Source organism: Psychrosphaera ytuae (assembly GCF_017638545.1).
Classification (GTDB): Bacteria; Pseudomonadota; Gammaproteobacteria; order Enterobacterales; family Alteromonadaceae; genus Psychrosphaera; species Psychrosphaera ytuae.
In genome coordinates this window covers 1,571,759-1,597,172 of sequence record NZ_CP072110.1, presented here as the reverse complement: position 1 = coordinate 1,597,172, position 25,414 = coordinate 1,571,759, and the positions used below count along the sequence as shown (strand labels likewise).

Annotated in this window: 24 protein-coding genes; 7 read left to right on the top strand and 17 right to left on the bottom strand. The window is 41.7% G+C overall.

Annotation, left to right across the window (positions count from 1 at the left end; translation table 11 throughout):
- Positions 1 to 17 precede the first annotated feature (17 nt).
- Both mpl and J1N51_RS06990 read right to left on the bottom strand, forming a co-directional pair.
- Positions 18 to 1,394 (bottom strand): UDP-N-acetylmuramate:L-alanyl-gamma-D-glutamyl-meso-diaminopimelate ligase, encoded by a 1,377-nt coding sequence (mpl, locus tag J1N51_RS06995; protein ID WP_208833209.1) that lies wholly within the window; start codon positions 1,392 to 1,394, stop codon positions 18 to 20.
- Positions 1,395 to 1,426: 32 nt separating this feature from the next.
- Positions 1,427 to 3,880 (bottom strand): zinc-dependent metalloprotease, encoded by a 2,454-nt coding sequence (locus J1N51_RS06990; RefSeq protein ID WP_208833208.1) that lies wholly within the window; start codon positions 3,878 to 3,880, stop codon positions 1,427 to 1,429.
- A 270-nt stretch (positions 3,881 to 4,150) separates the two neighbouring features.
- Between J1N51_RS06990 and J1N51_RS06985 the strand changes: the two genes are divergently transcribed.
- The 4 genes from J1N51_RS06985 (at position 4,151) to J1N51_RS06970 (ending at position 7,892) form a co-directional block, all read left to right on the top strand.
- Positions 4,151 to 5,131: a class 1 fructose-bisphosphatase gene (locus J1N51_RS06985; protein WP_208833207.1), complete on the top strand. Its 981-nt coding sequence runs from the start codon at positions 4,151 to 4,153 to the stop codon at positions 5,129 to 5,131.
- A 136-nt stretch (positions 5,132 to 5,267) separates the two neighbouring features.
- Entirely contained in the window at positions 5,268 to 6,194 is a 927-nt protein-coding gene (locus J1N51_RS06980; protein WP_208833206.1) for a manganese-dependent inorganic pyrophosphatase, read from the top strand.
- Positions 6,195 to 6,241: 47 nt separating this feature from the next.
- Complete coding sequence (locus tag J1N51_RS06975; RefSeq protein WP_208833360.1) at positions 6,242 to 7,474, top strand: MFS transporter; 1,233 nt, start codon at positions 6,242 to 6,244, stop codon at positions 7,472 to 7,474.
- Positions 7,467 to 7,892: a hypothetical protein gene (locus J1N51_RS06970; protein WP_232842879.1), complete on the top strand. Its 426-nt coding sequence runs from the start codon at positions 7,467 to 7,469 to the stop codon at positions 7,890 to 7,892. Before J1N51_RS06975 ends, J1N51_RS06970 begins: the two co-directional genes overlap by 8 nt.
- On the opposite strand, the gene J1N51_RS06965 is transcribed toward J1N51_RS06970, so the two are convergent.
- From J1N51_RS06965 to rpe, 12 genes are all read right to left on the bottom strand, one after another.
- Positions 7,893 to 8,306 carry an acyl-CoA thioesterase gene (locus tag J1N51_RS06965; RefSeq protein ID WP_208833205.1) on the bottom strand — a complete coding sequence of 138 codons (414 nt, stop codon included), beginning with the start codon at positions 8,304 to 8,306 and terminating at the stop codon, positions 7,893 to 7,895.
- Between the two features lie 87 nt (positions 8,307 to 8,393).
- Positions 8,394 to 9,188, bottom strand: coding sequence for an adenosylmethionine decarboxylase (speD, locus tag J1N51_RS06960; RefSeq protein ID WP_208833204.1), 795 nt, complete (start codon positions 9,186 to 9,188; stop codon positions 8,394 to 8,396).
- A 142-nt stretch (positions 9,189 to 9,330) separates the two neighbouring features.
- Positions 9,331 to 9,735 (bottom strand): OsmC family protein, encoded by a 405-nt coding sequence (locus tag J1N51_RS06955; RefSeq protein ID WP_208833203.1) that lies wholly within the window; start codon positions 9,733 to 9,735, stop codon positions 9,331 to 9,333.
- Between the two features lie 25 nt (positions 9,736 to 9,760).
- Complete coding sequence (locus tag J1N51_RS06950) at positions 9,761 to 10,111, bottom strand: DUF3802 family protein (protein ID WP_208833202.1); 351 nt, start codon at positions 10,109 to 10,111, stop codon at positions 9,761 to 9,763.
- A 38-nt stretch (positions 10,112 to 10,149) separates the two neighbouring features.
- Entirely contained in the window at positions 10,150 to 10,956 is an 807-nt protein-coding gene (locus tag J1N51_RS06945) for a DUF1338 domain-containing protein (RefSeq protein ID WP_208833201.1), read from the bottom strand.
- Between the two features lie 89 nt (positions 10,957 to 11,045).
- Positions 11,046 to 12,539 (bottom strand): succinylglutamate-semialdehyde dehydrogenase, encoded by a 1,494-nt coding sequence (astD, locus tag J1N51_RS06940; protein WP_208833200.1) that lies wholly within the window; start codon positions 12,537 to 12,539, stop codon positions 11,046 to 11,048.
- Between the two features lie 9 nt (positions 12,540 to 12,548).
- On the bottom strand, positions 12,549 to 13,574 hold the full coding sequence (gene astA / locus J1N51_RS06935; protein ID WP_208833358.1) for an arginine N-succinyltransferase: 1,026 nt from the start codon (positions 13,572 to 13,574) through the stop codon (positions 12,549 to 12,551).
- A gap of 81 nt (positions 13,575 to 13,655) precedes the next feature.
- Positions 13,656 to 14,861, bottom strand: a complete 1,206-nt coding sequence (locus tag J1N51_RS06930) for an aspartate aminotransferase family protein (RefSeq protein ID WP_208833199.1) — start codon at positions 14,859 to 14,861, stop codon at positions 13,656 to 13,658.
- A gap of 323 nt (positions 14,862 to 15,184) precedes the next feature.
- Positions 15,185 to 16,324: an HDOD domain-containing protein gene (locus tag J1N51_RS06925; protein WP_208833198.1), complete on the bottom strand. Its 1,140-nt coding sequence runs from the start codon at positions 16,322 to 16,324 to the stop codon at positions 15,185 to 15,187.
- 16 nt (positions 16,325 to 16,340) lie between these two features.
- Positions 16,341 to 16,922, bottom strand: a complete 582-nt coding sequence (locus tag J1N51_RS06920; RefSeq protein ID WP_208833197.1) for an anthranilate synthase component II — start codon at positions 16,920 to 16,922, stop codon at positions 16,341 to 16,343.
- Between the two features lie 15 nt (positions 16,923 to 16,937).
- Positions 16,938 to 17,942 carry a tryptophan--tRNA ligase gene (trpS, locus tag J1N51_RS06915; RefSeq protein ID WP_208833196.1) on the bottom strand — a complete coding sequence of 335 codons (1,005 nt, stop codon included), beginning with the start codon at positions 17,940 to 17,942 and terminating at the stop codon, positions 16,938 to 16,940.
- 86 nt (positions 17,943 to 18,028) lie between these two features.
- Positions 18,029 to 18,694 (bottom strand): ribulose-phosphate 3-epimerase, encoded by a 666-nt coding sequence (gene rpe, locus J1N51_RS06910; protein WP_208833195.1) that lies wholly within the window; start codon positions 18,692 to 18,694, stop codon positions 18,029 to 18,031.
- Between the two features lie 242 nt (positions 18,695 to 18,936).
- Here rpe and J1N51_RS06905 point away from each other — a divergent pair, with 242 nt between their 5' ends.
- The 3 genes from J1N51_RS06905 to J1N51_RS06895 all read left to right on the top strand — a co-directional run bounded on the left by J1N51_RS06905 (position 18,937) and on the right by J1N51_RS06895 (position 21,079).
- Positions 18,937 to 19,596: a TorF family putative porin gene (locus J1N51_RS06905; RefSeq protein ID WP_208833194.1), complete on the top strand. Its 660-nt coding sequence runs from the start codon at positions 18,937 to 18,939 to the stop codon at positions 19,594 to 19,596.
- A gap of 88 nt (positions 19,597 to 19,684) precedes the next feature.
- A complete protein-coding gene (locus tag J1N51_RS06900) occupies positions 19,685 to 19,948 on the top strand; it encodes a DUF4404 family protein (protein ID WP_208833193.1) in 264 nt (87 codons plus the stop codon).
- Positions 19,949 to 20,347: 399 nt separating this feature from the next.
- On the top strand, positions 20,348 to 21,079 hold the full coding sequence (locus J1N51_RS06895) for a SapC family protein (RefSeq protein WP_208833192.1): 732 nt from the start codon (positions 20,348 to 20,350) through the stop codon (positions 21,077 to 21,079).
- Between the two features lie 111 nt (positions 21,080 to 21,190).
- On the opposite strand, the gene J1N51_RS06890 is transcribed toward J1N51_RS06895, so the two are convergent.
- The 3 genes from J1N51_RS06890 to J1N51_RS06880 all read right to left on the bottom strand — a co-directional run bounded on the left by J1N51_RS06890 (position 21,191) and on the right by J1N51_RS06880 (position 25,256).
- The gene (locus J1N51_RS06890) at positions 21,191 to 23,119 is read right to left on the bottom strand and encodes an alpha/beta hydrolase family protein (RefSeq protein ID WP_208833191.1); all 1,929 of its coding nucleotides are present in this window, start codon (positions 23,117 to 23,119) and stop codon (positions 21,191 to 21,193) included.
- 133 nt (positions 23,120 to 23,252) lie between these two features.
- Positions 23,253 to 24,536: an inorganic phosphate transporter gene (locus J1N51_RS06885; RefSeq protein ID WP_208833190.1), complete on the bottom strand. Its 1,284-nt coding sequence runs from the start codon at positions 24,534 to 24,536 to the stop codon at positions 23,253 to 23,255.
- 42 nt (positions 24,537 to 24,578) lie between these two features.
- The gene (locus J1N51_RS06880) at positions 24,579 to 25,256 is read right to left on the bottom strand and encodes a TIGR00153 family protein (RefSeq protein ID WP_208833189.1); all 678 of its coding nucleotides are present in this window, start codon (positions 25,254 to 25,256) and stop codon (positions 24,579 to 24,581) included.
- Positions 25,257 to 25,414: the final 158 nt, after the last annotated feature.

The following is a 25,414-nucleotide window of genomic DNA, read 5'->3' as shown; positions in this document are numbered from 1 at the left end:
TTATTAAGGCGATTGATTCAGCTTGTCTTATCTAATTTATCGATGAGGCGCTGGTGAATGGCTTCGAAGCCACCGTTACTCATTACCACTATATGGTCACCCTCGGCTACGAGTTCAACAGTTTGCTCAATAATTTTTTCTACCGAATCAATAAACTGAGTAGGCACTGAGTTTGTCGGTAAATTACAACGCCACTCGGGATTAGGTTGGTATACCAAAACATGATCGGCATCTTGCCAACTCTCTCCCAGTGTATCCTGGTGTACATCTGATTTCATGGTGTTTGATCTTGGCTCAACTATCGCGATGATTTTACGCTTACCAACTTTAGCTCTATGACCTGCGAGTGTTGTTTTGATTGCAGTGGGATGATGAGCAAAGTCATCGTAAAGATGAACGCCATTGGTAATGGCTCTTAGTTCCATTCGGCGCTTAGCGTTTTGGAATGTGCAGAGTGCCTCGATACAGGCATCTAAAGACATGCCACAATGTCGAGCTGCTGCCAATGCCATCAAGCCATTGTGAACATTGTGCTCACCACTCAAAGTCCAGCTTATAGTGCCCTTTGATTCACCATCTAAAATCACCTCATAGCGGCTGCCATCTTTTTGGCCGTCATGATTCGGCAGTATATTTGCCTGCCAAAGACTGTTGTCATTACCTGTGAGGTTGATGGTTTCGGTTGGTGTCCAACAGCCTTGGTCGAGTGTTTCTCTAACGCTCTGCTCTGCTGGATTAAACAAAATCAGACCACCATTTGGAACCGTTCTTACGAGGTGATGAAATTGACGTTGGATGTCTTTGAGTGAATCAAAAATATCTGCATGATCAAATTCTAAATTGTTTATGATCAGTGTTTTAGGTAAGTAGTGAACGAACTTACTTCTCTTATCAAAAAAAGCAGTATCGTATTCGTCCGCTTCAATAACAAAAAATGGGCTGTCTCCTAGTCGTGCAGAAACTTCAAAGTTTCCGGGTACGCCACCGATCAAGTAGCCTGGTTTCATGCCGCAAGACTCGAGCAACCAGGCCACCATTCCAGAGGTAGTGGTTTTGCCATGGGTGCCAGAGGCCGCGATGACCCAACGTTGTTGTAGTACTTCACGCTTTAGCCACTCAGGGCCGGATGTGTATGGAATATTGCGTGACAAAACATATTCAACGGCAGGGTTACCTCGGCTTAAGGCGTTGCCGATAATGACCAAATCCGGTTCTGGTTGAAACTGCTCGGTGTCCCAGCCACGTGACAAAGTGATGCCTAATGCCTCTAGTTGCGTTGACATCGGCGGGTATACGTTTAAATCTGAACCCGTGACACGATGGCCGAGCTGTTTGGCTATGGCTGCGATACCACCCATGAATGTACCGCAGATACCAAGAATATGAATGTGCATACAATCCTTTTTGTCTAAAGCTTTTAAAAAAATTAAATTGGCGAGCCTGGCGGTAGTGTACTCATATCTGTTAGCGGTAACCACTTTCTGTGCTCAAAATACCAGTCCAAATGAAAGCTCATCAAACGGTAAAACCCTTGATGCCCTGAAGTCGGGTTAAGGCTTTCTTTTTTGAGCCAGTTATTTATCTTGTGTAAAACTGTAAATACATCGCCTTTTACCTCTACTGGGGTCGTCTCTGAGTTTGCTAAAGCCACTAACTTTTCTAACGTCACAGCTGCGATTCGCTGTTGAACTAGAGAGGCATGGCCACCCTCAAGAGGTGATTGAACTCCAGTCGAAGCAATTTTTGTTAGGTACTCAGTTAAGGTCCAAAGGCCACTATCCATACTCGATTGTTGAGCAATTCTTGATAGTCGTGCTGGATTTAACAGTGCACTAAGAGTGTGGTTTGCGGCTGCAGCTGCTAACGTCACAGGGTCAAAAACAAGGCCGGTTTTGCTAGGCCCAGTTTCTCTGTTTTTGTAACTGCCGTAAGCTTTCGGAGGAATGCTCTTTAATACATTTGAGGGCAATGTAAGTGTTTGGGCTGAAAGAGTACTTAAAAGGGCCTCAAGTGCAGCATTTTGTTGTTGAGCGGAAACTGTTTTTAAAACATCCGGTAGTTGGTCTTTTACATCGTACTGATAATTCACACCACCAATCAACTTAGCTGCCGCAGTAACTTGATAGCGATGGTAGTAGTACAAAGGCATTAAAATCTCTTGTAAGTCGGATAGAGGCTGGTTAGGCGCTAAGTTGTCTTTACCAAATCGCGCTAAAGCGTGGGCGCGCACGGCAAGTACTCTAGTTAGTTCGGCCGCAGCGTCTTTGCCATTGTCCCACAGGTGCCCAGTTGGATGGGCACCACTTAGGGGCCTTGCATCCGGGTCGGACATATACAACAAACCGGCATTTTGAGCCTTACTGACAAGTTGGTTAAGTTGACTGCGTTCTTCTGTTGAATTGTTAAATTGGCTGTAACCATATTTAACGACGTATTTATCCCACTCGCCAATACCTTCTGCATAAGCGTCGGACAAGTCGATTTTACCTTGATTAAGTTTAATCAAAGGGTGAGGGTAATCCATCACTGACGCTCGCTCATTGGTCGACGCAGCAAAGTTGTGCGCGATACCTAGCGTATGACCTACTTCATGGGCCGAAAGTTGACGAATTCGAGCTAACGCCATTGCTTTTATAGGAGAAGTATCAGCTTGTTCTGAGTCAAATGGGCCCGTTAAGGCTTGAGCTAATAAATAATCGTGGCGGACCCGCAGAGAACCAAGGGTAACGTGGCCTTTGATTATTTCGCCGGTTCGTGGGTCTATTACGGAAGCTCCGTAACTCCAGCCCCTTGTTGCCCGGTGAACCCATTGAATTGTGTTATAGCGCACGTCCATAGGGTCTGCATGTTCAGGTAGCATTTTTACTTGAAAGGCATTGATAAAACCGGCGGCTTCAAATGCCTGATTCCACCAACGCGCTCCATCTAATAAAGCGGTGCGAATCGGCTCTGGGGTGCCCGGATCTAAGTAATAAACAATAGGCTGCTTGGCCTCGCTTTTTTCAGCATTCGGGTTTTTCTTTTCCAATCTGTGACGAGGGATAACTTTGATGTCCATGCTGTCATCGAGACCTACGGCATAGTCTTTGTGAGAGATGCTCCAAAAACCACTAAACGGATGAAATGCACGGGGTTGGTATTTATCATCAGGCAGTTGAATTAAAGAGTGATGCATATGAACCGTGATGTTGTTTGGATCAGGCGCGACTTGGCGAACATATTGACCAGGGTTAGAGCCTTTGAAGGATATGATGGCTTCGAGTTCTGTATTTTTAGGAAAACCTTTGCTTTTGGCAAAGTGGACCGCACTGCGATCTCTCATTAAGCTATAGCTACCTTGATTTTTAGCTTGTAGCGTTTGGCTAACACCGTGGATATCACTCAATAAAAATGGCGTGTAATCGACGAGGGCCGTACCACGATTTTTTGCCAAAATTTCGAATCCTTGAATTACCGATTTGGCAAAGGCTTGAGCTACGCTCTTTTGTTCGGCTTTGTTATCACTGTTCGCTCTATAATCCATATTAAGCTGAGTCAAAAGCACTTTGTTGCCATAACTTTCGAACTGCACAACGCGAGTATCGCCTAATTGACCTCGGTCCAAACCAATATCATTGGAGCCTAAGCCGTGAGGCAAAGAACTTTGAAAAAGAAAAGGCTGCTCAAACTTATCGATTTCTAGGTATAACTTATCTGACGATTTGTCGTAGTAAAAGTTGAAGTAACCGTCTACCTTTAGCATGTCGGATGTGAATTCAGAGATGCTTTTCACACCTGCATGGGTAGTACCTGTCATAAAAATGAATAACACGCTGAGTAAACTGAACACTCTGATCAAAATTGATTGAGATTGAGTGCAATGAGATCGAAAAGTTTCCATGGTGAGCCCTATCATATTATTTTGCCGTAATCAGATTAGTGTGCCGCAGAATTGCTGGTAAGTGAACTATTTAACGATTTTGTAACTCACTATGAAAGTTTTCATAAATTTGATTTAAAAAACTGCAAAAAAGATCCAAATTTGGTTAGAATACCCGCGTTATAAAAATTGGCCTTATTGAGTAAACAATAATTAAAAAAGATTTAGTAAGCGCCAATGCAGGTTTCTCCTGTTAAATGTCAAATATCAATATAAAAGGCTGTAAAAACAATGCAAAGATTGGCACCTGAGTTACGAAAGGATGGCGTAGAGCTCGACTTGATCTCTTTAATTCGAACCATTTTGGCGGCCTGTAAAGACATCTCATTTCGCGTCGGTCAAGCTGACTTATCAGGTGTACTAGGTTCCACTTTAAATGAAAACATCCAGGGTGAGACACAAAAAAAGCTAGACGTGTTATCCAATCAGCTATTAAAAGACATGTTATTAGAATCGGGCTTTGTACGCGCGATTGCCTCGGAAGAGGAAGACGACATTGTTGAAGGAGAGCATGGTGGTCGCTTTTTGGTGGCATTTGATCCACTCGACGGTAGCTCTAATATAGATGTGAACAGCTTAACGGGTACTATTTTTTCTATCCTACCTGTACCTGAGGAAAAGCTGGACGGCGCGCCAATCACTATCGATGACTTTTTACAGCCAGGACGCAACCAAGTTGCAGCGGGTTATGTGATGTATGGTCCGTCAACTATTCTTGCATTAACAACTGGTAATGGCGTGGATTTCTACACCTTAGACAAGACCCATGGTTCATTCCTAAAAACTCGTGAAAATATTCAAATTCCAGAAGAAACTCAAGAGTTTGCTATCAACAGCTCAAATCAGCACAAGTGGGAAATTCCGATGCAGCGTTACATCCGAGACATTTTGGATGGCAAACAAGGTATTCGTGGTAAAAACTTCAACATGCGCTGGATTGCCTGCATGGTGGGTGACGTTCATCGCATATTGTGCCGAGGTGGTATTTTCACTTACCCTGCACATACTGATAAGCCTGAAAAACCTTATAAGTTACGCTTGTTATACGAAGCGAACCCAATGGGTCTTTTGGTTGAGCAAGCGGGTGGTTTGATCTCTACCGGTGAGCACAACATCTTGGACATTAAACCGACCGAATTACATCAGCGTGTTCCGGTAATCTTAGGCTCGAAGCAAGAAGTGAAGATCTGTTTGGATTATCACAACCAATAACACTATCGCGTTCCTCAGAAGCCAGTTCGTAAAGTGCGTGCAATACACTTTGCGGACTGGCTTTTTTTAACTCAAATCCGTTATAATTCTGGCATTCAATTTTTACCAATTAGACATTACTCGTTAAGGGTTTGATATGCCAAATTATGTTGTGGGTCACAAAGTTCCTGACTCAGATTCAATCTGTTCTGCGATAGCGTTATCGTATTTAAAAACAACCCTCGGTGAGCCGACGGTACCTGCGCGTTTAGGTGAGTTATCACCTGAAACAAAATTTATTCTTGAGCGCTTTGGTTTTGAAGAGCCAGAACTAAAATTATCGTACGCAGGTGAGAGCCTATACATTGTTGATCACTCTGACCGCGTACAAGGTCCTGACGATATCGATGATGCGACTATTTTAGGCATTATTGATCACCACAAACTTGGTGATATCACGACATCTGCTCCACTAGAGTGTTGGATTCGTCCAGTTGGTTGTACAAATACCATTATCAAAATGATGTACGACTTCCACGACGTAGAAATTCCAAAAGACATCGCAGGCGCGATGATGTGTGCAATTTTAAGTGACACGGTAATTTTTAAATCACCAACGTGTACTACTGCAGACATTAAATGTGTTGAAGCACTGGCGGAAATCGCAGGTATTGATGATCCTAAAGAATTAGGTATGGAAATGTTCAAGGTTAAGTCTGCAGTTGAAGACACGCCAATGCGCGACCTTGTTCTTCGTGACTTTAAAGATTTCAACATGAACGGTAACCTAGTTGGTATCGGCCAGCTCGAAGTTGTGGACTTAGCTATCTTTGATTCGTTCAAAGATGACCTGCACGCAGACCTAAAAGCGCTTCGTGAAGAGGGTAACCGCCACTCAACGATTCTCTTATTGACCGACATCATGAAAGAAGGCTCTGAGTTATTAGTCGTTTCTGAAGATGAAAGCGTTATTGAAAAGGCGTACGACGTTAAACTTGATAATGGCCGTGTTTGGATTGATGGCATCATGTCTCGCAAGAAGCAGGTTGTGCCACCACTTCAAGACGCATTCGGTGCTAAATAAGCACAATACTTAGGCTACTATTAACGTAGTGATTGAGTGTAAAAGCCATGCAGACGCATGGCTTTTTATTATCTGCTGAAAAAGGAAAACCTGTGAACCGTACTTCACCCCAAACATTTTTGCTCGCTATGGCTTTTGTTATGCCATTTGTATTTTCGACGTGGATGGCTCTACTAAATAACTTTGTTATCGAAAAAGCGGCCTTTACCGGCGCAGAAATTGGCTTGTTACAATCAATTCGCGAGGTGCCAGGATTTTTAGCCTTTACGGCGATTTATGTACTCCTATTTGTTAAAGAGCAAAGATTTGCAATTTTATCTATTGGTGTGATGAGCGCAGGTGTTGCTGCGACCGGGTATTTTCCTACGGAATACGGTTTGTATTTAACAACACTTATTATGAGCATTGGTTTTCATTATTTCGAAACGACTCAACAAAGTTTGACTCTGCAGTGGCTTGATAAAAAAGAGTCTGCTCACTTTTTGGGTAAATCCCTCGCGGTTAAGTCGTTTGGTTCCTTGCTTGCGTTTGGCGGAATATGGTTGTTAATGGAGTGGTTTGAGGTTAGTTATCAGACCACGTATTTACTCGCTGGTGGTATAGGCCTAGTCGTCGTTATATTTTTGTGGTTTGGTTTTCCGATGTTTGAGCAACCGGCGACTCAAACCAAAAAGCTGGTGTTGCGAAAAAACTACTGGCTGTATTACATGTTGACCTTTTTAAGCGGAGCGCGCCGCCAGATCTTCGTCGTATTTGCAGGCTTTATGATGGTGGAAAAGTTTGGTTATAGCGTGGGTGAAATCAGCCTTTTATTCGGCGTGAACTATGTGTTCAACCTTTTGTTCGCCGCTAAAATTGGTAAATGGGTTGGGGTGATAGGTGAACGAAAGGCATTGACCTTAGAGTATGTCGGTTTGATATTGGTATTTGTTGGTTATGCGTTTGTCACTAATCCCCATATTGCGGCGGGTTTGTATATTATCGACCATATGTTTTTTGCCTTGGCGATTGCGATTAAGACATACCTACAAAAGATTGCTGATCAGAAAGACATTGCCGCAACTGCATCGGTGTCATTTACCATTAACCACATTGCGGCTGTAGTGATCCCGGCTTTGTTGGGCCTAGTATGGTTATACTCGAGTACCCTAGTATTTTTAATTGGTGCGGGCTTTGCTCTGTGTAGCTTAGTGGCCAGTCAGTTGATACCTAATGAGCCAACAGAATTAATACCGACTAAGCTGGCAAAATCCGTAAGTACAGAAAAAGAGTATGTTTAAGAGACAGAATTTCGATAAGAAAAGAAGCCATAGAAGTGGTTTTAGGCAACGTCGCGGTGGTATTAAAGATGAGTTGATCAACCGACAAGTGTTGGTGATCCACCGTGCCATTGCCGAAAAAATGCTGAAAGCACATCAGGCTGGTGATGACAGCTTACGGCAAAAAGTATTGGAGACGATTTCTACTCGATATGATTTGGGCAAAATGCGTTACGGCGAGTATTTGACGTGGCAAAGTGTACTTGAGTTATTAGACTCACCTGAAGATTTCGTCAAAGGTATAATGGAAGACTCCCCACAAATGAATAAGTATCGCCGTCGTACACCTTTTGTCGGTATATTAACCGAAGATGAGCGACAGCGAGTACTCACTCAAGATGCGCTGGGTAGCATCGATGATGTCGCTATTTTGTTTTAACTAGTTAGATAACAATTCGTCTTTGTCGACTAGGTGTTGCTCTAACGCTTTGCGTTCTTGTTCTGAAATCGGACTTGCCTGATTGGTCTGATAATCAAATTTAACCATGACCGTCTCACCCCACGCAGCTCGCTTTCCGGATTGCCATACCTCTTGCAAAATAGTCATACTAGAGCGGCCTAATTTACTGATGTGAGTACGGATTTCTACTTCTGGTCCATAGTGGATCTGAGCGAGATAGTTCACTTCGATTTTGGCGATAATTAAATTCCACTCTTGGATATTTTGTTCTGGGTTAAATATTTTAAAAATACCTGGTCGAGCGCTCTCGAACCAAACTGGAATGACCGTATTATTGATGTGCTGCAAGGCATCGGTTTCGGCAAACCTCGGCTGTAATGTAATACTAAACATAAAAGACAAACCCTGTTATTTTAATTATAAAAAAACGGTCCGAAGACCGTTTTTTGTTTATTTTTATAACTCATATGATGGCATGCTTTACGGCATGTTTCGAGCATAAAAGATCTCAGACATTTCTTGGCGTAACTTATGACGAATTTCTTCTTCCTGTTCGTCATCTAGATCGTCGGTATTGATCCCAAATAAATAGTTATTCAAATCATTGTCTTTGATCATCATTTTAGTGTGGAACATGTTTTCTTGATATACGTTCACGTCAATCATGTCGTATTGTTCAAGGATGTCGTCACCGATGAAGTTTTGGATCGAGTTTATATCGTGGTCGATATAGTGTTTATTACCTTCTGTATCGCGGGTAAAGCCACGTACTCGATAATCCAACGTAACAATGTCTGATTCCAACTCATGAATTAGGTAATTCAATGCCTTAAGAGGCGAAATAACACCACAGGTCGATACTTCGATGTCAGCACGGAATGTACAAATACCGTCGTGTGGGTGTACTTCAGGGTAAGTGTGAACACAGATGTGGCTTTTATCTAGGTGACTAACCACGCTTTCCGGAACTGGTCCAGGCGCTTCAGTCTGGTCAACTTCGTCAGGAGCTTTAATTTCTTCTTCACTGACTAAGATTGTTACTGATGCACCCTGTGGGTCATAGTCTTGGCGTGCCACGTTTAAAATGTTGGCGCCAATAATGTCACAGACTTCAGTCAAAATATCCGTTAAACGATCCGCATTATATTGCTCGTCGATGTACTCGATATACTGGCGACGTTGCTCTTCAGTTTGAGCATAACAAACATCATAGATACAAAAGCCAAGGCTTTTTGTTAGATTGTTAAAACCGTGTAATTTAACGTTACTTTTCAATCAACCGTTCCTTACAAACATTTAGATAAATTAAGGCGCGGATGATAAATCAAACGAGCCTGTTCACAAAATGATTTTTAGTAATATAGATTGGATTTTTAAGACATGCAATGCAGCTAGTTTGTCACTAGCTGCAATGAAGCTAAGAAGCGTGGATTTCGAAGCTGTGAGAAAGCTTCACACTCGCCTCTAACATTTTTGCGACAGAACAATACTTATCGGCTGATAATTTAACTGCGCGCTCAACGTGTTTTTCGGCGACGTCTACGCCTTTAACAACAAAGTTTAGGTGTATAGCTGTAAATACTCTCGGTACCGTTTCGGCACGGTCAGCCTCAACTTCTACGATAACATCGTGGACAGTTTGACGAGCTTTTTCGAGAATTGAAACAACATCCACTGCACTGCAACTGGCTACAGACATTAACACCATTTCCATCGGACTTGGTGCTTTCCCTGGGTTCTCACCATCAAGCAGAACTTTATGACCAGACTCTGATTCACCTAAAAAGGCAATACCATCTTGCCAAGTAACTTTTGCTTTCATGTTATTCCTTAAGTTAGGTGCCTATTTAATCGAGAAGATCAGCAATGGCACCATCAAAGATATTTTTGATAAGGCCCGCAAATTCGGTGACGAAGTCAACATGTGCCTGAGTCACTGGTTGTAGCCAGTAGTCATAAAGCACTTGCTGCATGTCGTAAACAATGCCGTCTACTTCGCGGACTATGATAGATCTATGGTTAACTTCTATGTCGTCATGTTGGCTGCACAAAGTGATGACTTGGTTGGCAATTTCACGCTCTACTAGAGCTTCAAGGGTCAAATCATCAATTGTTGTGTCATCGCGTTGGGCAAATATATCGCGACTCGAGTACAAGTACTCCATGAGTTCGTCGTATGCCGGCTTATCAGTTACCATTCAATTTATCCTTTTCTGAATACTGCTAAAGGGTAAATTTAACCTTTAACGTTTGTACTTTCAAAGATCTTATCGGCTGATGCAGCAACAAAGCCAGAATAAAGCTTACCTGGAGCAATTTCATAACGGCGAGCAAACTCATAAAAACAGCTAGGAATAGTATGCGCACCATCACTGAACTGAACAGTTGCTTTGTCGGCCATTGTTGATGACTGCTCTAATAAAACTTCTGGTGAGCCTTTGATTTCGCCACCTGAAGTATTAAGAACAAAACCTGCTTCTTTTAGGGCTTCGTTAACTGACTCAAGCGTCTCGTATTTAGTTAACTGATTAACACTTACAGTGAAGTGGTTAGGAATATAACCCCAAGCTGACATCCATGCAGCATATTCACTTTCTTCCAACAAGGTTAAGTAATCTTGGTGACTAACCTGCCAATGCGTGCCTGAATACAAAAAGTTATCCGCGGTTACTGCATCTTCATCGATTTGATCAACCATATTACGAATGATCGCTTGAGTTTGTTCAGAAAACTCTTCGACTAATAATTCACTGATGAATACTTTTGGTAATGTCTCGTCTTCGTGTTCGAAGTGCTTTGCCTTTAGTTTTTTGGCTTCAAAGTCATAGTCGCCGCCGTCTTTATAACCTAAAGCAAGTAAATGCTGGGCTAGCTTGTCCAAGTTCACCTTAGCAATATTAAATGTGCGAAGTGCAATGTGGTCATTGATCACATCTTTGCCGTTATCTTCACCTAACAGGGCGTGGATCTTTTGTGCTGAAGGAGTAACGGTTAGGTACTTTGACCACATGTTATCAAACAGTTCGTTAACATTAGAATGCATGATATTTCCTTGATATTTCTCTGATATTTAACAATGTTGTTATTGTCTTTTGTGTTTGATTAAAAAAAGCGGCCTAGGCCGCTTTTCTATTATATTTTTAGGCCTGGGCTTAAAGAGTCAGGCATTACCACTTCGTCTAATTCGACTGAAGCGACTGGGTACGCACAGTAGTCTGCGGCGTAGTACGCGCTTGCTCTGTGATTACCTGACTGACCAATACCACCAAATGGCGCGGCACTACTTGCACCGGTAATTGGGCGGTTCCAGTTAACAATACCAGCTCTGATACGACTTAAGAAACGGTCGTATAAAGCAGCATCATCACTTAGTAAGCCTGCTGACAAGCCATAGCTTGTATCATTTGCGACTTTGATGGCTTGATCGAAATCATCAAAACGGAATACTTTTAATAAAGGACCGAAGTGTTCGTCATCAGGGAAGTCTGCGATGTCAGTACAATCTATGATACCTGGTGATACAAAACCTGTGTGCTCTTTTAGGTGAGTCAATTCAACCAACACTTTACCACCAAGCTTGACAAGCTGCTGCTGCGCTTCGACCATGCCTAACGCCGCTTTTTCAGAAATCATTGAGCCCATAAATGGTTGCTCAGCGCCTTCTTCAAGTGAGTCACCAACAACAATGTTTTTGGTCGCTTCGATTAATTTGGCTAGGATTGCATCGCCTTCTGGACCAACAGGTAATAAAAGCTTACGAGCACAAGTACAACGTTGACCACTAGAAATAAACGCAGATTGAATGATGTCGTGCACCGCTGCATCTGTGTTTTTAACGTCGTTAACTATAAGTGGGTTATTGCCACCCATTTCCAACGCAAGGATTTTGCCAGGCTGTGCCGCAAATTGCTTGTGTAGTAGGTGACCAGTACCAGAGCTACCAGTGAAGAATAAGCCGTCAATTTGAGGGTGGTTTGCTAATGCTTTACCTGTTTCTACTTCACCTTGAACTAAGTTAACCACACCTTTTGGAAGACCTGCTTTTTGCCATAGTTCAACGGTAAGTTGAGCAACCATTGGTGTCAGTTCACTTGGCTTAAATACGACAGTGTTACCAGCAATTAGAGCCGGTACAATATGACCGTTTGGTAAGTGACCAGGGAAGTTATATGGACCGTATACAGCAACCACACCGTGTGGACGGTGACGCAACATGGCTTTACCTACTGGCATTGGGTTTTCTTTAGTGCCAGTGCGCTCGTTGTATGCTTTTTCAGAAATAGCGACTTTACCGATCATCGCGCCTACCTCTGTGCGAGTTTCCCACAAAGGTTTACCCGTTTCTTGGGCCATAGCTAATGCCATTGGTTCTTTGTATTCCCCAAGAAGTTCGGCAAAGCGCTTAATGATCTCTAAGCGCTCTTCAACGGTTTTATCGGCCCATGGCAAAAACGCTTCGCGAGCGGCCATAACTGCTGCATCGACTTGTTTTTCTGTCGCTGACAACGCTTGCCAAATCACTTCATCCGTTGCTGGGTTAACTGATTCAACTAAATCACCTTCACCCGCTAACCATTCACCATTGATGAATTGACCATTAATGTATTTGTTTTCTGTATTTGACATTGTGAAATCCTATTTTAAGACCGCAGCTCGAACTTGATCTCCGCCTTTAACCTTAAGTATATCTGCATATTCTTGAGTTAGAGTGATGATCTTTTGCTCTTGATCTAATTTGGTTTTGGCTACGGTTGCTCTGAACTCTTCGACGAATGTGTTAGAGATAATGATGTTTTTATCAGAATCAAGGGCGTCGACGATTTCTACTGTGTACAGATCACTGTTTTGAACTGTGTGAATATTAGCAATGTTGGCTTCAACTGTAGGGCCGCCATCAAAGATATCCACGTAGTTTTTGTAGCTAAAGCCCTCAGACTTTAACAACTTGAGTGCAGGCTCTGTATTTTTGTGAACTTTGCCGATCACAGCTTGTGCATCTTCTGAAAGAAGGTTTACGTACACTGGATATTTTGGCATTAATTCGGCGATAAACACCTTTTGGCCAATACCAGTGAGGTAATCTGCGGTTGGAAAGTCCATCGAGAAAAAGTGCTTCTCTAACCATTGCCAAAACGGCGAGTCACCATTTTCATCGGAGACGCCGCGCATCTCAGCAATTACCGTACTCGAAAAGCGCTCTTGGTGTTGCGCTAAAAACAAGAAACGGAATTTCGATAAGACACGACCTGTAATGCCTTTTCTAAACTCTTCTCGCAAGAACAAAGTACACAACTCCGTCGCACCTGTGTAATCGTTACACAATGTTAGAATATCTGCTGTGTTATAGATATTTAACTCACGGGAGTGATGAACTACTTTGCCAAGGTGGTAATGGTAAAATGCGTCCTCAAGACCAACAGCAGATTCAATACCGCTGGTGCCCATGATTTTACCGGTCGCAACCTCTTCCATTACAAATAAAAAGCCATGTTCTTCAGGTTGTTCAGAAACTTGAGATTTGAACGACGCCTCGGCACGCTTAATCTTGTTGCTGATCAGTTCTTCGTTAACTGGTAACGAAGTAAAACCATGGCCTGATTCCTCTGCAATTTTTAGCAGTTCAGGATAATCTTTTTCTTGGATTGGACGAATTACAAACATCACATCTTCTTCCTGTAGAAAAAAGCCAATGCCGGGCATTGGCTATTTAAATAACTTTCGCCTATTAAGCTAGATAGCTAATTAAGCGTTTACGATGTTTGCAACACCTTTTTCAAAACGTGCCATACCTTCTTCAATGTCAGCCATTGGGATAACAAGAGAAGGAGTGAAACGGATAACGTTTGCACCAGCAACAAGACTCATAACGCCTTGGTCTAATGCTGCGCTTAAGAAGTCTTTCGCACGGCCTGTGTACTTATCGTTTAACTCCGCGCCTACAAGTAAGCCTTGACCACGAATGTCTTTAAATACGTCGTATTTGTCATTGATTTCAGCAAGCTTGTTTTTGAAAATTGCTTCGCGCTCTTTAACACCATCAAGTACTTCTTTAGTGTTTACTGTGTCAAACGCAGCTTCAGCAACGGCACACGCTAGTGGGTTACCACCGTATGTTGAACCGTGAGTACCGATTTTAAGGTGCTTAGCAAGTTCTGTTGTTGTTAACATTGCGCCAATTGGGAAACCACCGCCTAATGCTTTAGCAGATGCTAAGATATCAGGGTTAACACCAAGGCCCATGTACGCGAATAATTCACCAGTACGGCCAACACCAGATTGAACTTCGTCGAAGATCAACAATGCGTTGTTTTCGTCACATAACTGACGAACACCTTCGATGAATTCTTTAGTTGGAGGAACGATACCGCCTTCACCTTGGATAGGCTCTAACATAACCGCACAAGTTTTATCAGAAATAAGCTCTTTAAGGCTGTCTAAGTTGTTGTACTCAGCGTGTACAATGTCACCAGGCTTAGGACCGAAACCGTCAGAGTATGCAGGTTGACCACCTACTGTAACTGTGAAAAAAGTACGACCGTGGAAACCTTTCTTAAAAGAAATAATTTGTGTTTTTTGTTCGCCGTGTACGTCTAATGCCCAACGACGAGCAAGTTTAAGTGCCGCTTCGTTTGCTTCTGCACCTGAGTTTGCAAAGTACACTTTTTCTGCAAATGTGCTGTCTACTAATTTTTTAGCTAGACGTAATGCCGGTTCGTTTGTCATTACGTTTGACAGGTGCCAAATTTTTTCACCTTGTTCTTTTAATGCACCAACAAGGGCAGGGTGACAGTGACCAAGACAGTTAACCGCGATGCCGCCAGCAAAGTCGATGTACTCTTTGTTTTCTTGATCCCATACGCGAGAGCCTTCACCTCGTACTGGAATTACCGCTGCTGGTGAATAGTTAGGAACCATTACATCATCAAATAAAGCACGTGTTACAGTCATGTTTGTGTCCTTATGTTAAGCCCAAATTTGAATTTTATTGTTTGAAAATTGTTCTAAAATTTGAGGTCTAAAAAAGTAAATACCGGGCCATTATCGCAGATTTTTTGGCAAATGTCTGCCTGTTAGATGTCCGCAAACCCTTGCTGTCTCTGGATATTCACAATATATGAATAAAAAGTGAATAAATATTTTATTAGAATGAACGGGGGGCAAAAGGTTGCAGGGCTGAAGGCTTTTATTTCATTATCGGTATAACGACTCTAGGTAATAATTGCCCAATTTCAGTGCAAAAATCTAACTGCATATATGCCCAAAAAAAATTTTTAAATATGGGTCGAAGTGAGATTGAGTCGGCTTAGGTCAACTTGGTTGAGATTAGATATAAACTCGTTATTGATTTTGGCACCAGTCAAAAAGCGTTTAGCTTCATTCAATTCAATTAAGCGTGCTTTTTGTAAAACTTTGTATTGGCTGTAGGTACTGGACTTTACAAGAAGTGCTGCCAAAGGTTGTTCGATCGGTTCTTCTGGCCAAACTTCAACTTGTTCTATGGCTGGTAAAAGCGGAGTCAGTTTTAAATCTAGCTTTTTAATCAGACCGTGGCTCAAGGACCAGCCGTGTTTAAAAATAACTTCCGAAGCAAACTCACCATCGAGTTGAAGTTGATCTAAGGCCTTTTCAATGTCGGGCCTCGAAGCTTGACGCGCTTTTTTCATTTCGTTTAAACGGACTTTTTCAAACGAGCGTAAGTAAAGTCTGAGTGCTAACCCAAATCCAACACCATGAGCAAGACCCAAGAAATAGGCTTGAAGCGGCTCTATCCGGTAGTTAGGCGCAAGTTGCTCCATGCAATTGGCGGTAGCAACCGAATATTGCCATAGTTTGGTCTTAGAGTCGTGATATGGTTCAGTACTGTGGGGCTGCCAATGTTTGACTATTAACGCCAGTATTGGCATTCGAATATTGTCAGGGCCAACGTACCGTACAGCTAACATGACATCGTCTAGTAGCGGTCGCGAGGACCCTTCTTCTCTAAATGGTGGTTTGTTCACTACACCGAGCAAATCTTTTTTTAACCATGGGAGTTGAGTAACGAGTTCGGCGATTTGATTGGCGCTTGAATTTTTGTTTAAGCAGGTCTGAACTAGTTTTGTAACATGAGCGTCCAGTTTAAAAATATCGCCAAACAGAACACTGTTATTATCCGCTATCTGATCAATATATGTGAGTAGCGCATCATGAAAGTACTCGTTTATATAAATCAAAAACTCTTCGGCGGTTTTTGAACGTCGTAATTTTTCTTGTTGAGCTTTTGCTTCTACGGATAATAAATTTCTATTTACTTCAGCCGTCTGCTCTTGATTTATCAAACCCAAGCGCTTTTTTGTCACTTGATTAGAGACTATAAAGTCGGTGAAGCGATGGAACACAATTTGATTTAGTTTGATATTTTGAGCGTCCATTTTTAGTAGAAATCCATTACAACGTTAAAAAGTTAGACAGTAATTTCAGCCCTTGCTCTGACATTATTGACTCGGGATGAAATTGGACTCCGGCAACTGGGTAGTCTTTTAAGCTGAGTGCCATTAGTCCATGTTGCTCTTTTGGTAGAGTTTGGTCAACCCATGCTGTCGGTTCAATAAATTCAGGTAAGCTTTGCTCTTCTACAATTAAAGAGTGATAGCGCGTAACCGTCATAGGGTTGGGTAGGTTCGCAAACAAACCTGTTTGGTTATGAGTGATAGACGATGTTTTACCGTGCATAACCTTATTAGCGCGCACCACATTTGCTCCAAACTGCTGAGCAATAACTTGATGACCTAAACACACTCCTAAAATTGGAGTCTTGGTATAAAAGTGTTGAACGGCTTGTAATGAAATACCCGCTTCGTTCGGTGAACAAGGCCCAGGTGAAAGAACAATTTTATCTGGATTTAGGGCGGTTATTTGCGAAATAGAGAGCTCGTCGTTGCGTTTGACGAGCACCTCTTGGCCTAACGACTCTAAATAATTTACCAAGGTAAAAGTAAAAGAGTCGTAATTATCTATCATTAACAGCATTGATAGGGCCGTTTATTAGTATGGTCTTGGGATAAAACCTAATGCGTCGTATACCGACGCCAATGTTTTTTCGGCTCTGACAGACGCTTTTTCTGCACCGTTTTTCATGATGCGCTCTAGTTCAGTTTGGTCTTGGCGAATCTCGTTAAAACGGGCTTGAATCGGTTCAATCATGCTAACGACGGCTTCAGCTGTATCTTTTTTAAGGTGACCGTACATTTTGTCTTCGTATTCCGGCACTAATGCGTCAATGCTTTTACCCGTTGCAACACTTAAAAGAGTTAGTAGGTTAGACACACCTGGCTTTTCATCGGTATCAAAATAGATACGAGCTTGTTCGTCAGAATCAGTTACGGCCTTTTTAAGCTTTTTCTCAATCTTTTTAGGCTCATCTAACAACATGATGTAACCGTTCGGGTTTTCATCTGATTTAGACATCTTCTTCAATGGATCCTGAAGACTCATAACACGAGCACCAAACTGAGGGATCTGAGGCTCTGGAATCGTGAATACATCACCATAGATATTATTAAAACGAGTTGCGATATCGCGAGTTAGCTCCAAGTGTTGCTTTTGGTCTTCACCAACAGGTACTTGGTTGGCTTGGTATAAAAGGATATCTGCAGCTTGTAACACAGGATAACTAAATAACCCTACGTTAACGTTATTGCTGTGTTTTGATGACTTGTCTTTAAACTGAGTCATACGGTTAAGTTCGCCCATTTGCGCGTAACAATTAAGGACCCAAGCGAGTTGTGCGTGTTCTTTTACATGTGACTGAACAAATAACGCTGACTTGTCTGGGTCGATGCCACATGCAGTGTATAGCGCAACGCCATCTAAAACTCTACTTCTCAGCATTTCTGGTTCTTGACGAACAGTAATGGCATGTAGGTCGACCAACATAAAATAACAGTCATTGTCATTTTGCATCGTACGCCACTGATTGATGGCACCAATATAGTTGCCAATAGTCATGCCGCCGGTTGGTTGAATTCCACTTAGTACTGTACTTGTCATTATTTTGCCGTTTTTAAAATTCTAAATAGGTTGTAAAGTGCGCCATTGTAACCTGTATTAAAAATGGCGCAACGGATTGCGAGCAGTTACGATAAATTTGCGATGATCTGGGCGACACGAGCCGCTCTATTTTCGGCGTTGAAAATAGCAGAGCCCATTACAAATGTATCAGCACCACAATCAGCTATTTCTCTCACGTTGTCTTGGTTTACACCGCCGTCGACCGAAATTCGGATGTTGTAACCAGATGCGTCGATTTTGGCGCGTAAGCGTTTTATTTTATCTAAGCTGGCTGGAATAAAGGCTTGGCCACCGAACCCGGGATTGACTGACATAACCAATACGAGATCAATCATTGGTAGCACTTCGTCCAATACCTCAATAGGAGTTCCGGGGTTAAGTGCAATTCCTGCCTTGCACCCTGCGTCTTTTATAAGTGACAGTGAGCGGTGCAAATGCTTGGTTGCTTCAGGGTGAATGGTAATTAGGTCGGCGCCGGCTTTGGAAAATTGCTCAATCATACTGTCCACGGGCTCAACCATTAGGTGCACATCGATTGGAGCATCAATCCCATGATCTTTTAGGGCCTTACAAATCATCGAGCCAAAGCTTAAATTTGGCACGTAATGGTTGTCCATGACGTCAAAGTGGACCCACTGGCAACCTGCCGATAGCACTTCATTTACCTCGTCACCGAGTTTTGCAAAGTCAGCTGAAAGAATAGATGGAGATAAAATAAATTCGTTTTTCATACTTATTCCAATAAGTGAGCACCAATAAAGGGGCTGAATGCACCAAAATTGGTCAAGGATTAGCCTGTGATTTTTCTTTATTTAAAATAAGCTATTAAAATCAAATGCTTATCCATGGGTATAAAACTTGAAACACATTTAAGTACGACAAGTGCGAATCACTGGACTACTTTCGATGGTGTTTAAAGCAACGATAAATTACAACAACTATTAGTTTATAAAAATAATAAGGGAACTTCGATATGAAATTAACAGCTTCTTCAATTGCTATTGCCTCTTTATTGGCGACTTTATCTTTGACGTCTGGCCAAGTTGCCGCAGAAACATCGGCAAATGTTGGTGTGACAACAAATTATTTGTGGCGTGGCTTTGAACAAACTGAGGGTGATCCAGCGGTATTTGCAGGTTTAGATTGGTCCTCATCTGAGGGGTGGTACGCAGGGGTTTGGGCTTCAAGTATTTCTGGTGCCGACGCTGAAGTTGATGTGTATGGCGGTTATACATTTTCAAATAGCGGCATCGATTATGACTTAGGTTATATTGTTTATCTTTATCCTGGCCTGACCGAAGCGAACAACTCAGAGATTTATGCACTTGCTAGTTACAACAACTTTTCAGTAGGTGCTTGGTTATTAGCCGAGGCTGATGGCGCCGACTTTGCTGACACTCTTTATCTAGAGGCTGGCTATGATTTACCAATTGATGATGACAGCTCGGTAAGCTTTCACTTAGGTCACTATTCGGGTGATGCCATTGATAATGACTCTGTGGATCTAAAAGTTGAGTATGCATACAAAGGTTTCAATGTAGGTATTTCTAAAGTACAAATCAGTGACGTCGACGCTGGTGATACAGAAGAAGTAAAACTGTACGCAGGTTTTAGTCACTCTTTCGATTTGTAAAAATTCACATTTTTAAACTTCCTGTCTAAGCTTGTAGTAGGTCGTCATATTGTGTTTTGACGATACTACTTAGGCAGAGGAGTTTGTCATGTTACCGTCTGAACTTGTTAATTCTCTTGCGAAATTACACGCAGAGTTAGAAACCGCAAAAAATGTTGACCCACAAATCAGAGAGCAAGTTCGTGAATTGGACAAGCAGGTTAGTGAATTGATTAAATCGGATGAATTACAGGCAGAAGAAACCATTCATTCGCAACTGCTCGCCCTCGAAGCTAAGTTTGCTTCTGAACATCCCACCCTTGAACGCATCACTCGAGAAGTCATAGACAGATTAGCTATGATGGGCATTTAGTTATAACAAGTCGATTCTATATAGTGAGTGTGCACTAAGTTGACGGATTATTGACCAAGTAAAAAATAAATTGGCTTTTTCTGTTGCGGCACGCTTTATTTTTGGCTTATTGTCCTCATGTAGACCTTAAGTTATCAACATGTAGAAGACTCAGATGGACTTTTCATCCCTCAATAAGCATTCTGCAAATACCTTTAATAAGCAAAAAGCGCTAATAAAAAAGGTACTAGCAGGTAAACCAGTTAATTGTCCTACATGTCAGCAACCTTTGGTTATTGCGCCTCAAGAGCAACAGCTCGTCATAACATGCGCAAAAGGTTGCACCGATATACTACTTGATAAAGAATAATAAAATTAAAAAAGCGTCAATGACGTAAATGGAACATTTGGAGAAGTCCCATGGCTGCAGAATACCAAGCTTTACACAACGAAAAGCACAAAAACGTAAAAATCAAATCAAAAACAAGCGTTGAGGATCTTAAAAACCAACACGCACTTGGTTTAGTTGTTCAAGAATTTGCCCTAGCTGGTGCTGAATTCCCGGTTGTATTTGTACGCGACGAAAAAGCTGAAGCAACATTCCCAGTTGCTATTTTAGGTGTAGAGCAAAACACAAACTTATTCGTAACTGAAGAAAACAAGTGGTCTGGTCGTTATGTGCCAGCGCGTTACACTCACGTACCATTAAGTGTTATCCCACATCAAGAAGATGAAAACCGTTTTGCTATTGCGATTAACGTAAACAGTGAAGTGGTAAGTGAAGACGAAGGTACAGCTTTATTTAACGAAGACGGTTCTGAGTCTGAGTACTTAGCTGAGCGTAAAAAAGCACTTATGGGCTACGTTGAAAACGAAAAAATCACTAAAGCATTTATTGCAGCTTTAGAAGAAAATGAGTTATTAGCTCCTAAGAACATCAACGTAAAAGTAATGGACCGTGAATATAACTTAAACGGTTTGTTGATGGTTGATGAGAAGAAACTTTCTGAATTGTCTGACGAAGCGTTTTTATCACTTCGCAAGCGTGGTTTCTTAGGTCCAATCTATGCTCACCTTAGCTCAATGCACAAAGTTGCTGACCTAATTGAGCGTCAAGGCGCACGTTTAAAGGCGCAAGAAGCGGCTGCTTAATTAATTTAAGACAGTAAAAAAGCTCGCTATATAGCGAGCTTTTTTGTATCTAGCCAATTCATCTAAACGGATTTAAAAAGTGGCTGAGTATCGTTGATAACAGTCATGTGATTAGATGTACTTATTTATAAAAGTTATGCTCTCTTGCAAAAACCGAGTACGGGTTTCTGGCTTACTAAACCAATGGTCAGCGCCATCTATTTCAATGTGCTTACTTTCTTTAACGCCCTTTTCAAGTAATTTATTGTGCATGGCCTTTGATTGACCAGGCTCAACAACCGTATCTTTAGCGCCATGAATTAGCAACATTGGTGATGAATTAGCTTTTACAATGTCTTGCGGGGAAAACTTCATAAGCTCTTCTTTGTTTGAGTAATCGCCAATGCTTTTTTCCCAATAAGAAATAGAGTTCTTTTGGTTTTCTGAATGCATCATTAAATTAGCCAAACTACTTACACCACCAAACGAAACTGCGCATTTAAATAATTTTGGCTTTTCGATAGCTGCCATCATGGCAACATAACCGCCATAACTAGCTCCAACAATACAAACCCTGTTGTTATCAATATTATATTTATCAATAACGGCGTTAACACCATCATATACGTCTTGTTGCATGGCTTTACCCCATTGACCGTAACCGCTGGTGGTAAAGTTTTTTCCATAACCCGATGAGCCTCTAAAGTTAGGTTCAAACACCACAAACCCGTTCAATGCATAAAACTGGCGTAACCAATCAAACGACATATCGGTTCTGGATTCGGGGCCTCCGTGAGGCAACACTATAAGCGGAAGTTTATTGTCAGAAACTTTTGCAGGTATAGTCACATAAGATTGAATTTCTGTGTCATCCGACGCTGTGTAAGTGAATTTGGCGACATTACCGAGTTGGGCTCTGTCTTTTACTTCATAACCTTGCATTAAATAATCAAGTGATTTTTGTTTGCGATTATAAATGTAGTACTCGTTAGGGTAATCATCACCACTAACCGCGATTGTTAATATTTGCTTGTCGGGCGTATAGGCTGTGATACGTACAGAAGCGTTACTAAAAGTCGCCTTGAGCCCTTGTTGGATGCGATTTAACTCATCATCAAAAAAGTAGCTTTCAGGATAATCATCAATATAGACGTACCCGTTTATGTCGCTCGAGTGATAATTTTTAACTGTGTAATCAACATCCAGTCCTTGTTGCTCAGCGATGACAGTAGGTACACCTACTTTATTACCTTCTAGTGGTGCTTTTTTAACAATGTAGGTTTGGTCGTCATTCAAATCGTAGTAGTAAATTGAATTCGTTTTTTTATCAAAACCGGTAATGTTGTAATCAAATAGGGCTTCTCCAGACTCATCCTGTAATTCGACAAAGTCGTCGGATTCTTTGTCTAGAACATAAGTGACGTAAACGTTTTGTTTGCCGTCCCATCTCTGATAACTGATAAGATTACCTTTAGAGTCGAGATGTGCATTTCGAGAATCGGATTTTTTGAAGATATCTTCGCGTTCTTCTTCTTCGAGATCGATGATATGAACCGTGTAAACATTACCAGCACTTTGACCAACTCCGCTGTAGTAATATGACATAGCGACTTTGTTAGGTTGATCAGCTAGCTTATTTAGTAGTTTGGGCGCTGAGATGTTGTACCTATACCTATTGGTATTAAATGGCCAGTACACTTTCATGGTGTCGATGTTCAATACACCTGAGCGGGCTAGAGTAAAGGTATCATTATCCGCTTTAGAGTAATGGGTAGCCGTGCCTGAAAACCAAACATGTTTGGCTGACAACCACTCTACGTCTCGTAAAGTACCAGTGCCGACTTCCATATATTTGGGCGCCATTTCGCCTTGCTTTACAGAAGTGATTGTTATCCAGTTTTTGCCATTAACTGCATTTAAAAAAAGAATATTTTTTCCATCTGGTGATACTTGAACGTCACTTACCTTTGGAAGTTGGCCAAGGACAGAAATGTGTGGGTCTGTGTTCGCATTGGTGTGCAATGCAAATAACAGAGTCAGCAATAATATAAGTTCCTTCATCTTAGTTCCTTGTTGTATTTTTATAATTTTTAGTGGGTTAGTGTAACAGAAACACTGCTGAACACTCATTAAGTGTAAACACAAAAAAGCCCGAGCATTGCTCGGGCTTTTTCATCAAGAATCGTATTTTAGATTAGGCAACGCCAAACGCTGCTTTAAGACCTAAGAAACAGATAATTGATAGAGCTGCACCGATAGGTAATGTGATTACCCAAGATACTACGATGTTACGTACAACACCTAAGTTAAGTGCCGCGATACCACGTGCCATACCTACACCTAATACAGCACCAACAAGAGTTTGTGTTGTAGAGATAGGAAGACCAGTACCAGACGCGATGATTACTGTAGATGCTGCAGCTAATTCAGCAGCAAAACCACGGCTAGGCGTTAAGTGAGTGATACCGTTACCGATAGTACGGATTACACGGTGACCAAATAGTGCAAGACCTGCAACGATACCAAATGCACCTAGTGGTAAAATCCACCAAGCTAGAGACGCTTTCGGTAAGATTTGACCGTCGTTAGATACGATACTTACAACCGCAGCCAATGGACCAATCGCGTTTGCAACGTCGTTTGAACCGTGAGCAAATGCCATACAACACGCAGTAACAACCATTAATACCGCAAAGATTTTTTCAACGTTGTTGAAGTGCATTTCTTTATCAGCAGTAGGGTCAATTTTAATACGACTAATGAAGTACTTACCAATCATTGCTACAGCGATACCGGCAAGGATAGCGTATACGTATGCTTCAGTGCCTGAAATGTTTAAGTCACCAGATTTAACAACGTGCTTAAGACCTTTCTTGATTGTAACTAGCGCCATTACAAAGCCAGCTAGGAACATGTAGAAAGGAACATATTTTTTCGCGTTTTTAAGTGGCTCTTCAGTATCAAAAATTAGCTTTTGAGCTGAGATGAATATTAGATATGCAATCAGACCTGACAACATCGGTGTGATAATCCAACTTCCGACGATACCGCCAACTTTACCCCAGTTTACTGCGTCCATACCAACACCAAACGCTGCGAAACCAACAATAGCACCAACGATTGAGTGAGTCGTACTTACCGGCCAACCCAAGTAAGAAGCAACAGCTAACCAAATAGCAGCCGCGAATAGGGCAGAAATCATACCTAAAACCAAATATTCTGGGTTAGGAATGAATGGAGCTGAATCAATAATACCCTTACGAATTGTTGATGTTACTTCACCACCGGCTAAGTAAGCACCCGCAAACTCGAATACCATTGCTATGATGATAGCTTGTTTGATTGTTAAAGCTTTAGATCCAACTGAGGTGCCCATTGCGTTTGCAACGTCGTTTGCACCAATACCCCATGCCATAAAAAAGCCGACAATGGCAGCTGTGGCAATCAACATGACGCCATACGTAGATATAATATCCATTAGAATTACCTAATTATTTTTAATATAAAATTGAGAGTGAGCTTATCGCGCTAACATCAGTTCTAAACGTGAACCAACGCGCTCTGCTAAGTCGGCTAAGTCCCCAATCCATTCAATCATTCTGTATGTCACCATGACATCGATAGGATTTAACTCGTCTTCGATTTTTCTTAGTTCCTGGCGGATAGAGATCTGCATGCTGTCTGTATCGTCTTCGATAGAATCCAATTCAGTGATCATGCGTTCTACTAGTTCGACTTCGCGGCCGCGAAAACCCGTTTCTAGTAGTTCGTCAAATTCATTGATTGCTTTTGCTGCTTGCTCAATTGCGTCAATGCTACGAGCTACGAAGGCTGTAAAGCTTGTTTGAATTTGAGAAGGAATAACTAATTCTCGACCAAGAACTTGGCCAGAGATATCTTTTGCTTTGTTTGCAATTTTATCTTGTTGAGTGATTAACTCTAACAAATCTGTACGCTCAACTGGCAAAAATAAGCCACGAGGTAGATTCATACGAACTTCACGTTTAATTTCGTCTGCTTCTTTTTCCAGCTTTGAAATTTGACCGCGAACTTCTTTAGCTTTGGTCCAATCTTCTGCGTATACAGCCTCAAAAAATGGTGTAAGAAGCTTTGCAGCTGAATAAGCAGTATCTATGTGTCTTTCTAATGCTTTTAGTGGTGACTTAGCAAAAACATCTAAAATTGAGTTAATGGCCATAGTGAACCCTTAATTTAGTGACAAAAAAAAACCAGCACATATATGCAGGTTTAATTAAAGTTGCATTTTACTTGCTTCGCTACAAGTTTCATAGACAAAATGACAACTTGTTAACAATTATATGACACTTATGTTACAGATTTGTTACAGGAAGAAAG

What these genes read in the sequence shown, in the direction of transcription:
- mpl (WP_208833209.1), bottom strand. Translation starts at nt 1,394, where the DNA reads ATGCACATTCATATTCTTGGTATCTGCGGTACATTCATGGGTGGTATC.
- J1N51_RS06990 (WP_208833208.1), bottom strand. Translation starts at nt 3,880, where the DNA reads ATGGAAACTTTTCGATCTCATTGCACTCAATCTCAATCAATTTTGATC.
- J1N51_RS06985 (WP_208833207.1), top strand. Translation starts at nt 4,151, where the DNA reads ATGCAAAGATTGGCACCTGAGTTACGAAAGGATGGCGTAGAGCTCGAC.
- J1N51_RS06980 (WP_208833206.1), top strand. Translation starts at nt 5,268, where the DNA reads ATGCCAAATTATGTTGTGGGTCACAAAGTTCCTGACTCAGATTCAATC.
- J1N51_RS06975 (WP_208833360.1), top strand. Translation starts at nt 6,242, where the DNA reads ATGCAGACGCATGGCTTTTTATTATCTGCTGAAAAAGGAAAACCTGTG.
- J1N51_RS06970 (WP_232842879.1), top strand. Translation starts at nt 7,467, where the DNA reads ATGTTTAAGAGACAGAATTTCGATAAGAAAAGAAGCCATAGAAGTGGT.
- J1N51_RS06965 (WP_208833205.1), bottom strand. Translation starts at nt 8,306, where the DNA reads ATGTTTAGTATTACATTACAGCCGAGGTTTGCCGAAACCGATGCCTTG.
- J1N51_RS06955 (WP_208833203.1), bottom strand. Translation starts at nt 9,735, where the DNA reads ATGAAAGCAAAAGTTACTTGGCAAGATGGTATTGCCTTTTTAGGTGAA.
- J1N51_RS06950 (WP_208833202.1), bottom strand. Translation starts at nt 10,111, where the DNA reads ATGGTAACTGATAAGCCGGCATACGACGAACTCATGGAGTACTTGTAC.
- J1N51_RS06945 (WP_208833201.1), bottom strand. Translation starts at nt 10,956, where the DNA reads ATGCATTCTAATGTTAACGAACTGTTTGATAACATGTGGTCAAAGTAC.
- astD (WP_208833200.1), bottom strand. Translation starts at nt 12,539, where the DNA reads ATGTCAAATACAGAAAACAAATACATTAATGGTCAATTCATCAATGGT.
- astA (WP_208833358.1), bottom strand. Translation starts at nt 13,574, where the DNA reads ATGTTTGTAATTCGTCCAATCCAAGAAAAAGATTATCCTGAACTGCTA.
- J1N51_RS06930 (WP_208833199.1), bottom strand. Translation starts at nt 14,861, where the DNA reads ATGACTGTAACACGTGCTTTATTTGATGATGTAATGGTTCCTAACTAT.
- J1N51_RS06925 (WP_208833198.1), bottom strand. Translation starts at nt 16,324, where the DNA reads ATGGACGCTCAAAATATCAAACTAAATCAAATTGTGTTCCATCGCTTC.
- J1N51_RS06920 (WP_208833197.1), bottom strand. Translation starts at nt 16,922, where the DNA reads ATGCTGTTAATGATAGATAATTACGACTCTTTTACTTTTACCTTGGTA.
- trpS (WP_208833196.1), bottom strand. Translation starts at nt 17,942, where the DNA reads ATGACAAGTACAGTACTAAGTGGAATTCAACCAACCGGCGGCATGACT.
- rpe (WP_208833195.1), bottom strand. Translation starts at nt 18,694, where the DNA reads ATGAAAAACGAATTTATTTTATCTCCATCTATTCTTTCAGCTGACTTT.
- J1N51_RS06905 (WP_208833194.1), top strand. Translation starts at nt 18,937, where the DNA reads ATGAAATTAACAGCTTCTTCAATTGCTATTGCCTCTTTATTGGCGACT.
- J1N51_RS06900 (WP_208833193.1), top strand. Translation starts at nt 19,685, where the DNA reads ATGTTACCGTCTGAACTTGTTAATTCTCTTGCGAAATTACACGCAGAG.
- J1N51_RS06895 (WP_208833192.1), top strand. Translation starts at nt 20,348, where the DNA reads ATGGCTGCAGAATACCAAGCTTTACACAACGAAAAGCACAAAAACGTA.
- J1N51_RS06890 (WP_208833191.1), bottom strand. Translation starts at nt 23,119, where the DNA reads ATGAAGGAACTTATATTATTGCTGACTCTGTTATTTGCATTGCACACC.
- J1N51_RS06885 (WP_208833190.1), bottom strand. Translation starts at nt 24,536, where the DNA reads ATGGATATTATATCTACGTATGGCGTCATGTTGATTGCCACAGCTGCC.
- J1N51_RS06880 (WP_208833189.1), bottom strand. Translation starts at nt 25,256, where the DNA reads ATGGCCATTAACTCAATTTTAGATGTTTTTGCTAAGTCACCACTAAAA.